The 14,595-nt window shown below is 70.6% G+C and carries 5 protein-coding genes; all 5 read right to left on the reverse strand.

All coding sequences use genetic code 11. The features are described 5' to 3' along the window. Positions 1-231: 231 nt before the first annotated feature. Complete coding sequence (locus AC5RV6_RS12410) at positions 232-2,886, reverse strand: LuxR C-terminal-related transcriptional regulator (RefSeq protein ID WP_494007637.1); 2,655 nt, start codon at positions 2,884-2,886, stop codon at positions 232-234. A 119-nt stretch (positions 2,887-3,005) separates the two neighbouring features. Beyond that, on the reverse strand, positions 3,006-5,780 hold the full coding sequence (locus tag AC5RV6_RS12415; protein ID WP_494007638.1) for a helix-turn-helix transcriptional regulator: 2,775 nt from the start codon (positions 5,778-5,780) through the stop codon (positions 3,006-3,008). Between the two features lie 234 nt (positions 5,781-6,014). After that, the gene (locus AC5RV6_RS12420; protein WP_494007639.1) at positions 6,015-8,762 is read right to left on the reverse strand and encodes an AAA family ATPase; all 2,748 of its coding nucleotides are present in this window, start codon (positions 8,760-8,762) and stop codon (positions 6,015-6,017) included. 283 nt (positions 8,763-9,045) lie between these two features. Next, on the reverse strand, positions 9,046-11,724 hold the full coding sequence (locus AC5RV6_RS12425) for a helix-turn-helix transcriptional regulator (protein ID WP_494007640.1): 2,679 nt from the start codon (positions 11,722-11,724) through the stop codon (positions 9,046-9,048). After that, positions 11,717-14,410: a helix-turn-helix transcriptional regulator gene (locus tag AC5RV6_RS12430; RefSeq protein WP_494007641.1), complete on the reverse strand. Its 2,694-nt coding sequence runs from the start codon at positions 14,408-14,410 to the stop codon at positions 11,717-11,719. The genes AC5RV6_RS12425 and AC5RV6_RS12430 overlap by 8 nt, the downstream gene beginning before the upstream one ends. Positions 14,411-14,595 lie beyond the last annotated feature (185 nt).

A 14,595-nucleotide genomic window follows, 5' to 3' on the forward strand; every position in this document is an offset into this window, starting at 1 on the left:
GGACCAGCGCGAGCGCTGGTGGTATTGATCGGGTGGTGCCCAACAGCGTTTCCGCAGAATGATCAGCACGCATCTTGAGACCTTTGGCTAGCTTCCAATCAACGATCAGAAGGCTAGGCGGGGCCGGACAGATACAGCACCAGTAACCGATACGCATGTTCCGGCTTCGGCTTCGCGGCCCGTAGCCGCCTTACCTGCCCAGGCCGGGGGCTCCCACTCTGTGCCGGGCGCTCAGCTACCCGAGGGTGGCGTTCCGCCGGGGGTGGCCGGAGCACGGGGACCGGGCTCCAACGCGCGGTACGCAGACTCGAGGTCCGCCCTGCGGCTGATTCCGAGCTTCACGTAGATCCGGTAGATATGGCCCTCCACGGTGCGCTGCGAGAGAGTGAAATGGCCGGCGATGTCCCGTGATCCCGCGCCCTCGAGCAGCAGGTGCACGATCTCGTGTTCCCTGCGGGTGAGCCGGACCAGATGCAGTGAAGGGCTGAGGTATGAGACGGTCACTCCCGCCAGCTCCTCACGGCGGCGTCGGAGCTGCTGGATCAGGGCCCGCTGTCGCCTGAGGTTGCCATGGTTGCCGTAGAACCGGATGGCATGGCCGATGCTCTCCACGGCCACCAGGTACTTGCGGTGCCGGACAGCTTCATCTGCGGCGGCCACCATGCGTTCCGGGTTTCCGGACGCCACCGCCTCCGCGTAGGCGAGCAGGGCGCGTGCCTCTCCCCCCGGGTAGTCGGAGGTGAGATCAGCCAGCCGCCGCGCCTGGCTGAGATCTCCCACGGCCAGGCAGAGTTCCAGGATGTCCTTTTCGGCTGTGCGGAGCCCCGCCGTCCTCGCCTGCTCCGCCGCCTCGCGAAGGTCACTGGGAATCTCGGCGTCGGCTCCCTCGCTGGCTGCGACGGCGGCGGCGGCGTAGGCCCGGGCGACGAGCTGCAGGTGAATCGGCGCCGTCTTGAGCGTTCCGGCCACCTCCTTGGCGTACCGGGCGGTCGCCATCGATTCTCCGACGACGGCGGAGGCGTATCCGGCTGCGCCCAGCGCAAAGGGCAGAAGCAGCTCAGGGTCGTTGCGGCGGAGGGCCTCAACGGCCGGGTGGAGCCGCGCGAGCCCCTCCCGCAGCCGTCCCTGGTGCAGCTCGGCCAGGCCTTGGAATACGCCGAGCGTGCCTCCCGAGCCCAGCAGGTGCGCTCCTCCCCTGAGGCGGCACTCGGCCAGCAGCTCGTCGAGGTCCTCATAGCGTCCCAGGTGGAGCAGGGCGAAGGCATGCCGGACCACTGCGAACGTACAGAACTCACCCAGCTCCGACGACGCGCCTTCCAGCGCCCGCAGCGCGGCGGACGAATGGCGGACGGCTTCCTCGGGCCGGCCGAGGGCTGTCAGTGCTTCCCCCAGCAGGCCATTCCCGATCAGGACGTCGACAGGACGCTGCCCGGGGCCATTCACCTGTTCGCGCAGCCGTGCCGCTGCTTCGTCGTACCGGCCCTCAGCCAGCAGCGCCCTGGCCTCGATCAGGGCAGCCCCGGCCGCCGGGACGCGGCCCGGCGGCGCTGCCTCATGCCCCTCCCCCGTGTCCTCGACCGCCGACCGGTGTCCGATGCGGTTTTCTTCCCGCCGCAGGATGCCCGCCAGGCGACGGACGTCCTCACCCGATGCTCCGGTACGGTGCAGCAGGCGGGCCATCACCACGACGGCGCGTTCAAGATGCCCGGGTCCGGAGGCCGGCCGTACCGCGGCGGGCCCTGATTCGAGCACTCCGTCAAGGAGGACCCGCGCCTGGGCGAAGACCCCGGTCTCCACATAAGCGGCCGCGATCTCCACCCGGGCCGCCGGCTGGTGTTCGGACGCCGACACGGACGCCGCGAGGCGGATCGCTGCCTGCGGCCGGCCCAGGCGGTTCGCGGTCGCTGCGGCCGCCAGCAGGGTCGCGTCGTCGGGACAGCTGCCGCACTCCAGCGACCAAAGCGCGGACCTGACCTGCTGCTCGGCGCCACGGGGATATCCCGGTCGCCCGGCGAACAGCGCATGGGTCCGGGCGCTCCTCGCCGGAGGCACCAGCTGCCGGAGCACTTCGCCCTGCAGGGGAACGCCCAGCGCAGTGGTTTCGGACCCGTCCTGGGCGCAGACGAGAAGCCCCTCCTGAAGCAGCGACTGCAGAGCCGCCGCGTCCGTTGCCGAAGCCAACAGCGTCCTGGGAAGCGGCCCGGCCAGCGCTGCAGCTTCGAGGACGGCGCGCTGCGCCTGCGGGCGGTCGGCCAGCATCCCCTTGACCAGGTCTTCAAGGGGGCTCCCGTAGGTGTCCGGCAGCCCCTGCAAAAACCAGGCCCCATTGCCCTCGGCCAGGTGGCCGGAGGTGCGCAGGTGCTCCACCAGCACCTTTGCGTAGAGCGGATTTCCGGCCGTCAGTGTTGCGATCACCGTGCCGGATGCCCGCAGCACCGGGCCCCCCAGCAGCTCCTCGCAGAGCGCGTGTACGGCGGCCCCGTCCAGCGGTGTCAGGTCCACCCGTGCCAGGATTCCGTCGCGGGAAAGGGCGATGAGCTCCTGCACCTCCGGGGCCGCTGTCCTGGCGAGCACCAGCAGGCGGATTTCCCCGGAGAGCGCCAGCTGGCTCAGCACGTGGGTGCTGCCTTCGTCGAGGTGGTGCGCGTCGTCGACGATCAGCAGTGCCGGCGGCTTTCCCGTTTCCGTCCGGCGGCTGAACCAGCGCCGCACCGCCCGCAGCACCGCGAGCGGCGAATCCATGTCCCCGGCGTCTGCTGCTTCAAGGAAAGGGGCAAGGACGCCGTAGGGAACCTTGGCGAGCAGCGGGCTGCCGTACACCCAAACGGGGTCCACAACCCCGCCCAGCCGTACCACGGTCAGTTCGGCCAGGCAGGATTTGCCCATCCCCTCCTTTCCCAGCACGACCGCACCACGCTGGGAGGGATTCAGGATGCCGGAACAGGCTTCCTCGACCTCGCGTGACCGTGCTTCCGCCGCCCGGGACGAGCCCTGCACCGCCGCAGTCACTTCACCGCTCCGCTGCGTTCCGAGAGCAGCCGGGCGAGTTCCCGCCTGCTGGCGACGTGCAGTTTCGAGTACACCTGGTAAAGGTGCCCCTCCACGGTCCGTACCGAAATGCCCAGTTCCTCAGCGATTGCCTTGTTGCTTGCACCGCCCGCGGCCCGCACGGCAATCGTCCGTTCCCGCTGGGTCAGCGCGTCCAGCAGCTCGCTCGCGAATTCCGCGGGATCCGCCTGGCCGTTCCCGGTGCGCCTGGCCTGATGGATCAGCCTCACGGTGGCCCGGTCTCCGGACCCCGTCGCCATGGCCAGGGCACGTTCGGAGGCTTCGCGGGCCAACAGGGCGTGGCCGCAGGCTGCTCCCATCTGGCCCGCTTCCAGCAGCAGCTGCACATCGAACGCCGCCAGCGCCTTGGCATAGGTTTCACAGGACCGGGCGAAGTCTCCCTGCAGCCGGGCGGAGGTTCCCAGGACCTGCTCCACAGCTTCGTGGTCCCCCAGCCGCAGCCCGGTGAAACGCGAGAGCATCTCGAACGCCGCTGCCCCGCGCCGCCCGTCCTGATCGGCGAGGTTCCGCAGCCGGTCCACCGCCCGTTCAGCTCCCAGTGCCGCATCGGCAAGAGCAGCGAAGTGCCGGGCCGTCCGGCGGATCACCCAGGGCCCGCCGTCGCGCCCGCGGTCCCGAAGCTGCAGGCACCGCCTGGCCTGGTCGGCGTCGCCGAGGAGAGCGAAGCTGTAAGCCGCTGCAGCCGCCGCCGGCGGTATCAGCCAGACCGGGCCGGTGGACAGGACCTGGGCCAGCCCCGGTTCCAGCGCGGCCAGGGCATCTTCCGGCGAGCCGGCGCACGCCAGCCGCAGGCCCTCCCCCAGGTCGGTGAGCAGCGGCGAGGACAATCCGTGAGCTGCTGCCAGCTCCAACAGCCGCTGTGCCGCGTCCAGGGCACCGGCGGCCACATAGGTGGTGAGCAGCCGCTCCGCAGCGGCGATGCGGGCACCGACTGCGCAGCTGCGGTGCGGAAGCATCTGTTCCACCTCGCGGGCACGCTCAAACGCATCGGCCTGGCGGTCGGTCAGCCCCAGCGCCTCCACCAGCAGTGATCCCGAGGCAAGGCGGAACCCCGGGTCGTAGGCTTCAGTGAGGTCCGACAGCAGGTTGATGTTCTCAGCGAAGCGCCCGTGGGCCGAGTTGCAGGTTGCACGGGCCAGCAGCACCTCCCGGGCCAGGCCCGGAGCCGTTTCCGATACGCCTGCTGCTCCGGCCATGCCTGCCGCCTGGTCCAGGAGAAGCTTGTGCCCCCGGACATGGTCCTCACCCCATCCGGCCAGGCGTCCGCTGTCGGCCGCGCCGGTGGAGGCCATGCACAGCAGCCGACAGCGCGCCAGGATCAGCCTGACGGCCGTGCCGTCCGAGGCGTTGACGCCGTCGGCAAGCTGCAGGACCTGTGCCGCGCCCGCAAAGTCGCCGAGGTCGATCCTCGCGCCGGCAACCATGAGCAGCGATTCAGGATGGTCTTTCCACTCAACCGCAACAGGAATCAGGGCCGCCGCCGCGGCGGGGTCGCCGGACTCCAGGGCAGCGGCCGCCGCAGGTGCCGCGTCTGCGGCATCCAGCGGCTCGTCGATGCTCAGGCGCCAGCGCGCCTCGGAGAGCGGCTCTCCCCGGGCGTCTCCCAGCTCGCGGCGCAGGCGGCGTCGCTCCGTCTTGTTGACGGTGGCCAGCGCTGCGCCGGCGAGTACCGGGGCAGCGATCCGCAGCCCCGCGACGGGTGCCGGGTCCAGGACAAGCAGGCCGCGTTCCTGCAGCCGGTCGACTGCCTCGGATCGGGTGAAACGTTCAGCGTCGCCAAGCCGCAGGAGCCCGGCGAGCGCGACGGCGTGCAGCAGGTCGCGCTCGTCGTCCGCCATCTCTCCGACGGTGTCAAAGACCGCTTCCGCCATACGGGACAGCGGTTCCGGCCCGGTGGGATGGAAGACCCAGGTGCCCTGATCCCGGCGGAGCCAACCGCCTTCGCGGTAATCGGCGCAGGCAAGACCAAGCAGCAGCGGGTTGCTTCCGCTGACGGTGCGCAGGCGCTGCACGGCGGTCTGCGTGACCGGCCCGCCCAGGTGCGCCCGGACCAGGGCAGCGGCGTCAGCTGCGTCGAGGGCCGGCACGTCGATCCGGTCCATCAGTCCTTCGCGCCACAGCCCCATGAATTCCCCAGGGGCGCGGTTCAGGTCGCGGAAGGCCGCCACCATGGCTGCCGCTTTGCCCAGCACCAGCTGGTTAAGGACCATGGCGGAGAATTCGTCCAGGTCTTCGGCGTTGTCCACTGCCAGCAGGACTGGGCGGCCGTCGGCCCGCTCACGGATAAGGTTGCTCAGTCCCCGCAGGATCAGCACGGGGTGCGCGGAGGCCTGGGGGTCAAGGTCCGAGAGCAGGAAGGTCAGGGCGCCGAACGCCGAGCGGCCGGCGAACTCCGAACCCCGCACCTGGACGACATAGTGGTCTTCGCGGCGTCGGAGCACCTGCTGCATCAGCGAGGTTTTCCCGATGCCGGGGCCCCCCACCAACAGGCAGCCGCGGCCCGGCCCTGACTGCAGTGCGAGATCGATGCGGTCAAGAATCCAGGAACGACCGTCGAGGACGAGGGCCTCCGCCGGAGGTTCGTCTCTCCGGGGCGGCGGGGCGGCAGCCGAGGTGCCGCCCGAAGGGAGGTAGCCGGTGCCGCGGGAGGAGCCGGCTGCTCCTGCCGCCGGTCCCGGAGGATACGGAGAGTTGTGGTGGGAAAGCTGCACGTCGAGACCCGTCTATTCTCTTCGATGTCGGCTGAGCTGCCTGCCGTCCCCACTGAGCCGGAGCAGCAAGTGACTGGAGAGTAAAAAAGAACAAGAAGTGTCGTCGTGAGTAGGAGACACCAGCCCTGGGCCTTCGATTACTTAGCCCCGTCCTCCGAAGGACGCAATGTGCTACTCGGATCGCTACTCGCAGCCCCGGTTCCGCCGGTACGAACGCGTGGTTGGCTACCTGGGTCAGGGGACGGTGGAAGGCACCACCCACTCGCTGGAACCCGCCTGCGAGAGAATCTCCCGCAGCTCCCCCCGGCCCGAGACGCGAAGGGTCCGGAACATCCGGCCCAGATGCCAGTCCACGGTCCGGGGCGACAGGTGCAAATCGCGGCCCAGAACCGAACTTGATTCGCCTTCCGCCGCCCGGAGCAACAGCGTCCGGTCAAAGTCGGGCAGCCGTTTAATTCCCTCTTCAACCCGGTTGGCGTCCGCGAGCAGGCGGTAAGCCTGGTTCTCCAGCTGCCGGAGGGTCCGGGAGAGCCGCTTCTCGCCGCTGGCCGACGCCGCCTGCTGCGCTGCGGAGGCGGCAAAGTAGGCCAGTCGTGCCTGCCCGGCGGCCAGCGCCGTGCGGGCGACCTGGGCCAGGGCCTGCGCGTCGTTGCGCGAGAGCCCGTCGCTGAGTGCATCGTAGAGGTTCCCGGCCTGGCCCTTTGCCGATCGCGCAGCCCTCGCCAGGTCATCCACGGCTGCTGTTCGGCCATCAACGACGGCGGCGGAGAGGTTCAACAGGGCCGCTCCTACGTTGCCGGCCGCAAGGTTGCGCAGCCCCAGCCGGTGCAGGCGGGGCGCGGCGGCCGGCCCCCGACCGGCCGCCGTACCGAAGTGCTCGGTCAGGACTGCGGCCAGGACGGGTGAGCGGGCACGGCGGCGTTCAGCCCCCGGACGGGGCCATGCCGGCAGTCCGTTGCCGGACGCGTCTTCGACGCGCGCCGCTCCTGCACCCGCCGCGGCCAATGGGTACAGTCCATGACGGTCCATGGTCGCGAGCTGGGCAAGCGCGGGCTCCAGCACCCTTCCCGCGGCGTCCGCCCGGCCGGCGAGCAGATGCGCCAGCCCGGCCGGGACCTCCCAGAGGGCGCTGCCGGGGTGAAAGGGCTCGCCCGGGCCGCGGCAGGCTGCCTGCCGGCAGATCCGCAGGACGACGGCGGGCCGGCCTGCCAGCAGCAGGACGAGCTGAAGCTCAAGGAAGGCCGCTTCCAAGTCCATCAGGTCTGCATCCTCCGCCACCGCGCTGCCGATTTCACCCAGAAGATGCTCGGCCAGGGCTGCCGCCTCGTCGGCCGCGCCCTGAACCGCCAGGCTGCGGGCCGCCGCTGCACCCGCGGCAAGCCGGTCCCGGAACGCGGCGGTGTCCGCGGTCGATCCCGCCAGCCCGGAGGGGGCGGGTTCCCAGCGTCCCAGGCGGTGCAGTACCTCAAGCCTGGCCGGCTGCAGGACGCCGTCCAGGGCTGAACGGCGCGCTGAGCCGTCACGGCTGTCCAGGGCCTCAAGGCGTGCAACGAGCTCCGTCTCCACCTGCCTCCTGGCTTGCTCAGAGCAGTCGCGGGCGTCCTCAGTCTCCCGGGCTGAAAGGGGACCGGTATCCGAGTTCGCCTGCACCGCGGCCGCCAGGACATGGATGAGCTCGAGGCAGGTCCGCTCAGGTGAGCTGTTGTCGGGGACGAGCACTTCCAGCGCGCGCTCCGGGCGGTACTGCAGCCGCGCCGCAGCCAGCTCGATCGCGGCCCGCGGATGGAGCATTGTGCCGGCCGCGTCGGCCATCAGTTCCACCGCCGCGTAATCGCCTTGACGGCGGCCGCCGCGCAGGGCACGCACGAGCTCCTTTCCCGTCAGGGTCTGCCCGCAGGAGGCCAGCCACTGGCCCGCCGCCAAACAAGCAGCGTCAGATGCCTGGGACAGATTGAGGCGGCGCCCGTAGGTCTGAAGCAGGTCCAGCCGGCGGCCCAGCGGTACCACGGCCGGCAGGACCTTTGCGGCCGTCGCCGACCGCAGCCTGGCGGTCACCGTTCCGCCGGTCCTGACGGCCAGCAGTCCAAGCTCCTCCAAGCCGTCGACGGTGTCAGGCCCGGCGAGTGCCGCAAACAGCGGGACCGGAAGCTCTGAGCACAATGCCAGCAGATCCAGTGCATCGCGCTGGGCGGCAGTGAGCCGACGCAGCCCGACTTCCACGCGTTCAGCCAGCTCGCCGGCGAGGGAGAGCCGACCGGCCACGGCGCAGTAGCCGGCCCGGAGCCGGAACCTGCCGGCCTCCAGCTGGTCGCGCGTGGTGAGTTCCGCGGCCAGCGGATTCCCGCCCGTGTGCCGCCAGACGTTCTCCAGCGCCTCGGCGGTGGGCGGCGCACCGGCAACCCGGTGCATGAGGGTTCCCAGCGCGGTGCGGCTCAGCGGGCCGAGGTCAATGCGCTGCAGCAGCCCGTCGGACCAAAGCCGGGCGAGTTCGGGTGCGCAGGCGGAAAGATCCGGCGCGGCCACCAGGAGTGCGACCACTCCCTGCCGGCACAGCTGGGTGGCAACCATGACCGCCAGGTCGTCAAGCCGGTCGGCGTTATCAAGCACGAGGACCGGCCGGCGGCCGGCCGCCCGTGCCGTCAGGAGCTCTTTCAGACCACGCAGTACGAGGACGGGGCTGTCGACGGTATCGCGTGGCAGATCCGACAGCAGCCAGGCCAGGGCGCCGTATGGAGTGCGGGCCGAGGTTTCGCTGCCCCGCACCCAGACGAAGCAGGAGCCGGCCGCCTGTTCCGCCACCGCACGCATCACGGCGGTCTTTCCGATGCCGGGCGGTCCCAGCAGGACCGCTCCACCGACGTCGAGGGCACGTGCAGTGTGCGCGGTGGCTTCCACACGGTCGATCAGCCCCGTCGCCCCGGGGCGCTGCTGCCAGCCGCCTGCCGGGCCCGGCGCGCGCGACAGGAGGGATTGCGTATTCATCAGCTGGTCTTGGCGGGCTGCCCGGTGACCCGGCGCGTATAGGACATTGCGTTCCTTGATTCAAGAGACCATCACCGCTCAGGCGCCCCCAGGCACCGATGGAAATGTACAGCGGCGACCGGTGCGGCGGCTCCAGTAGCCCTACTGCTCTTGGGCGGGGGCGCGGCAAGTAGCACCCCTAGTCAGGTGCCGGAATTACTGTGATCGATAGGAGCGAATACCCGCCTGCCTCCACCGCAAACGGCCCGGCCAATGAATGGATGTATGGCGTGCCGACCTGCGGTCAGCTCCGCCGCGCCCCGGTTCCGCTCTCCAGCCGGTCGAGGGCCTCCCGCAGGTCCTCCCGCCGGCTGATCCCCAGCTTCTCGAAGGTGCGGTAGATATGCCCCTCCACCGTCCGAACGGACAGGAGAAGGCGGGCTGCGATCTCCGCATTCCGGAATCCCTGGGCCGCCAGGGAAGCGACGTCACGTTCCCGCCGGGTCAGGGTGGAGGAAACACCTGTCCGTGGGGACGGTGTTCCGCGGGCGATCCTTCGCTGGATCCGATGGCTGAGCGTCCGGTCTCCACTGCGCCTGGCCAGCCGCAGCGCCTCCTCAAGACACTGCCGTTCCACTCCCGTGAACGGCCTCGGAGGGTGATCCTCGGGGACCATTCGGAGGAGTTCGTCGATGTCCTGGTCCACCACGGCACGCGCGAAGCGGCGCATCTGCACCGACTGGGGGCCCTCGCATTCCTCCGCGAGTTTCAGCAGGGTCCCGATGTTCGACAGGTCCCCCAACCGGACGGCCATGCTGCGCAAATCGAATTCGGCCGCGGTCTGTTCGGCCGCGGAGGCCTCATCCGCCGCGGCATGGAGGCCCGCAAGATCCCTGTCGCCGGCTGATAAGGCCCGTGCGGCCGCAACATACCCCCGGCAGATCAGCCTGTACTGCAGCGGCCCCCGCGGCGGCCCCGCAGCCAGCAGCGCGGCGACCTCCGCCGCGCACTCCGCCTCCTCCTGCTGGGCAGCCTGGATGGCCGTGAATCCCAGCGCCAGCGTCAGCAGCCCTTCCGGATCACGTCGCCGAAGTCCGGCTAAAGCGACGCGCAGCCGTTTCAGGGCACCGGCGGAGTCTCCCTGCCGGGCGCACCTCACCGCCAGGCAAAAGTCCGCGGTCCCACCAAGCTGCAGCTGGCCCCGCAGGGCGAGAGTCCCGTCCTGCTCCAGCACCTCCTCCAGTTCCTCCCATCGATCCAGCCACAGCAGTACGGCAAGGTACCGGTGAAGGATGAACAGGTAATAGCTCTGGAAGCGCCCGTCGTTTCCCTGCACTGCGAGAAATGCCTCCCGGGCGGGCTGCAGCGCCGTTTCCGACCGCCCGGACAGGACATGCAGGTCGGCCAGGATGGCCTGGGCGACCAGCACCGATTCGGAATCGCCGGCTGTCCGCGCCTCTGCCAGCAGCACCTCGAGCTCGGGCTCGAGGGCCGACGCAGCGGGGGCGTCCAGCCGGGCCAGGCAGTCGAGCAGCTTGGCGCCGCGCCGGGCGGAGGCTGTATCGGACCGCCTGCTGTCCGGTTCCAGCCGGTCGATCGCCGCCGCCCAGCGGCCGGACAGCTCCGCCAGTTGGCTGGAGGATTCCTGTCCGGGCAGCCGTATGGTCCCCTCGGCGATGACCGCGTTGCGCAGGGTCAGGTGGTCAGGCGCCTGTTCGACGGCGTCCCGGAGCAGCTCCAACGCCCGGGTTGTCTCTCCCTCCTGCAGGCTCGCCCGAGCCTTCTCAACGCGCGCCGGAATCAGCAGGGCCGGGTCGTCGATCCCGGCAGCCGCCCGCGCAGCCAGATCGGGTTGGAATCCGTTGTTGGCGAGACGCGCAGCCCGCAGCAGCTGGGCCGGCGCGACCTCTTCGCCGCAGTCAAGAGCCCACGAGACCTGCCGCAGTGTCTGCTGCCTCCCTGTGGCCGTTTCAGGAGCCGCCGCCAGCAGCCCCCTGCGCAGCCGCGTGCTGCGTGCCGCCGGCACCATTCGCCTGACCACCTCGGCGTGCAGCGGATAGCGCGGGCACAGGAGCCGGGGATTGTCCTCCGTCAAGGTGACCAGCTCGGCTTCCACCAGCACGTCGACCGCCCGGTGCAGGCCCATCCGGAACGCTGCGGTCAGCGGAAGCGGCTCCGCCAGGACGACCAGCTCGAAGGCTTCCCGTTCCAGCGGCGTCAATCCTGCCAGCTGGGCCCGCAGCAGGTCTCCGAGCCGCCCCTCGGACGGCAGCGTCCGCTGCTCCATCAGCCACACCCCGTTGTGGTTCCGCAGTCCCCCTGCCCGTTGCCCTTCCTCGACCAGGGCCAGTACAAACATCGGGTTGCCGCCGCTGAGGGCGGCGAGCTCGATCCCGCTCGTGTACAGGAGGGGGCCGCCCAGAACGCGTTCGCAGACCTCGTGGACCTGGTGTGGTGTCAGCGGCTGCAGCCTGAAACGCGCCAGCAGTCCGTCCCAGACCTGGGCAGGCAGTCCGGCCGGCAGCTGCTGGATGGACCGTGCCAGCAGGAGCAGGCGGATCCGTCCGGAGGAGGCGAGCTGGGACAGGAGGTCTGCGCCGGGCTCGTCAAGGAGGTGGGCGTCGTCCACCACCACCAGGGTGCGGGGCAGGGCGTCCAGTGCCTCGCGGTCGAGGTCCAGCTGCTCCAGCAGGGCGCGCATCACGCCAAGCGGCGAGTCCGCATCGGAATCCGCCAGCGTCGGGAGCAGCGGTGCCAGGGCCCCGTAGGGGATGTTGGTCAGCGCCGATGAGGCGTGGACACGGAAGATCGAGAGTCTGCCCTCCAGCTGTGCCAGCAGGGCATTGGAGAGCGCAGTCTTGCCCACGCCCCCTTCACCCACGATGAGGGCTCCCCTGCTGCCCGGCCGCGTCAGTTCCCCGGCCAACGCGGCGAGTTCCCGCTCCCGCCCAACCAGCCGTCCCGCGGCCGCACCCTCAACCATCCTGTCCTCCAGCCCCCGGATCCATTTGTTCGCGCAGCTCAGCCCGGCCTGAAACACCCAGCTTCGCGAAGAGCTTGCCGAGGTGCCAGTCCACGGTGCGGGGTGACAGGTTCAGGTCAGCGCTGATCTCCTGCCGGCTCAGGGCGCCTGCCGCCCGGCGGGCCAGGTTCCGTTCAAAGTCGGTAAGACGGGCCAGACGGTGCTCCATCCGGTTGCTGTGCCGCAGGGCCCGGTGAGCCGCGCTTTCGAGGCTCCGCGCCTCCTGCGCGGTGAGGCTGCGGGGGCCGGCCGCCGCGTGCCCGGCCGCCCGGGCGGCGTGAAGGGCCAGCAGGTACTGATGCAGCTCCAGCGCGGACCGGGCGGAGGCCATGAGGTCCGCCGCGTTGCCGCTGAGCCGGCCTGAGGCGTAGCCCGCCAGCGCCGCTGCCCACGGGCCGGTCGCCTCCGCGGCGACGACGACGATTTCCTGCAGCACGTCGCCGCGCCCGGACCCGGCGGCCGCGGCCAGCTGCAGGAGGGCCATGGCGGGCTGCCCGCGCTCACGGGCGTGACGGGCAGCAGCCAGCAGCTGGTCGGTTACCGGTTCTTCCGTGCCGGCGAGCTCCACCTGCAGCAGAAGCAGAAGATGCAGCTGCTCCATCAGCCAGCCCCGGTGGTATTTGGAGGCCGCGACCTCGCCGGCGAGGGCCCGGGCACGCGGAACGTTGCCCTGTTGGGCGTGGGCACAGGCCAGGCCCGCCTGTGCCAGCGGCAGCTGGTTGTCCGGATCCCGGTGGCGCAGCTGGCTGACGGCGGCGGCCAGCAGATCCACGGCGTCGTCGGCCCGCCCGCCGAGCACCGCCGCCAGGCCGCGGGCCATCTCCCCGGCACTGCCGCGGAACGTGGCCGGTTGCGGGGGCAGCGCGAGCCGGTCCCACGACAGCTCGGCGGCGGCACGGAGATCTCCGCTGAGCACGCACGCCTCGAACAGACGCCGGTAAACCTCGTCCTGACCGGCGGCCGGCATCCGGTCGCTCAGCAGCGCCTGGCCGGCGGCCACGGCCGCCATGGCCCCGGTGGCGTCACCCTGGGAGGCGAGGATTGCTCCGCGGAGGGCGAATGCCGTTGCACGGGCCGGCAGGGCGTTGCTGTTGTCCTTCGCGAGGACCTCCAGCTGCGCCGGGTCGGCGTCGCGGCCGGCCCCGGTATCCAACGCAAGGGACGCACGGGCCAGTTCGATCCGGGTCCGGTCCGCCGCGGCAGAGTGCCAGGAAGGGTCTCCGGCGGGCCTGACGGCGTCATCGCTGTCCAGATCCGTGGCAGCTGATTCCAGGATGGCGGCTGCACGTGCGGGGTCGCCGGTGGCCAGCTCCAGGCGGACCTGCAGAAGCACCAGGTCAAGCCGGCTGCTGGGGCAGTCCCGGTCCGCCGGGTCCTGTGGTTCGGGACGGGAAAGATACCCGGCCAGGGCGTTGGAGGCTTCGACGATCCTGCCCATCTGGGTGAGCGCCTCGACCTCCTCCACCACCGTGTCCCTGGTCCGCGCGGCAGGCTGGACGCAGCGGACATACCGCAGCGCGGCCGCGGGATTGCCCGAAGCGTTCTCCAGCCGCGCCGCCGCCAGGGCCAGGGCCGGCTCCAGGGGGCTGCCGCAGCGCAGGGTCCAGGCGGCGTAGGCGGCTACGGCAGCGGGTTCAAGCTCTTCCGGGCTGACAAGTGCGGACACTTCCTCCCATAGTTCGCGGCTGCGCCCTGCGGGAACCGCGGCAGCCACCAGGGCGCCGGAGGCGGCAATGCTGATGCGCACCACAGGTGCCTGGGTCGCGGTGATCTCTATGGTCCGCCGTTCCTCCATTGCCTCAACGGCCTCGCCCGGCACCAACCGCAGCACGGTGTCCAGGGGCAGGACGACCATAAGCGCGAGGACTTCCACCAGCTTGCGTTCCCCCGGGGTCATGCGGCGCAGGCGTGCGGCCATAAGCTCCGCGATCTCGCCTGTGTGTACGTACGGGGCGGCGAGCACCCATGTTCCGTCACGGCGCACCAAAGTGCCGGCGTCCCGCTGCTCACGGGTCAGCAGGGTGACGTAGTGCGGGTTCCCGCCTGACTCGCTCCACATGCTGGCCGATGCCCGGGCCGATACCCGCCCCTCCAGCAGCTGCTCCATCAGCTGCGCGGTCTGCCCCCGGGTCAGCGGTTCCAGGTCGATCCGGGCCAGCAGCCCGTCAGACCATAAGGAAGTGAACTCGGCCAGTTGCCCCGTCATGCCCTCCGCGGTGGCCAGCATCGGAATGCCGAAGGCACGCACCAGCTGGCTGATGACCGACACCGAGGATCGGTCAAGCAGATCGGCATTGTCGACCACGAGCAGCGGAGTCCGTCCTCCGGCACGGCGCGTCAGATGGGCATGCAGCCGCGGCAACAGGAGCACGGGACTCAGGCCCTGCCCTTCGGGCAGCTCGCTGAGCAGCCAGCCCAGGGCGCCGAAGGGTGTCTTGGCCGAAACGATGCTGCCACGGAGGTGGAAATAGCAGTAGCGGTCGGCCAGCTCATTGCACGCCGCCCGGACCAGGACTGTCTTGCCCACCCCGGAAGCACCGACCACGACGGCGCCCAGCCTGCCGCCGGCCACGGCGTCAATGAGCTCCCGATACTCCTCAGCCCGCCCGATGAGCTGGGCAGCGCCCGGCTCGGATCCGATTTCCATATCTATCCCCCTGTGCGGCTCGCCGCAGCGGGGCTTCCAGCTGGCTGCGGAAGCGCCGCTGGGTTGAGAGTACGCGCTGGCCCGCAAGCCGTCCACCAAAAAATGTGGCCGGGGGGACGAGCCGGAATCCGCCGTTCGGGCCCTGCAGGGCACCGCGGCTGCTCCGCGCCGGTGCCGGAAAAACC

Source organism: Arthrobacter saudimassiliensis, from assembly GCF_059090665.1.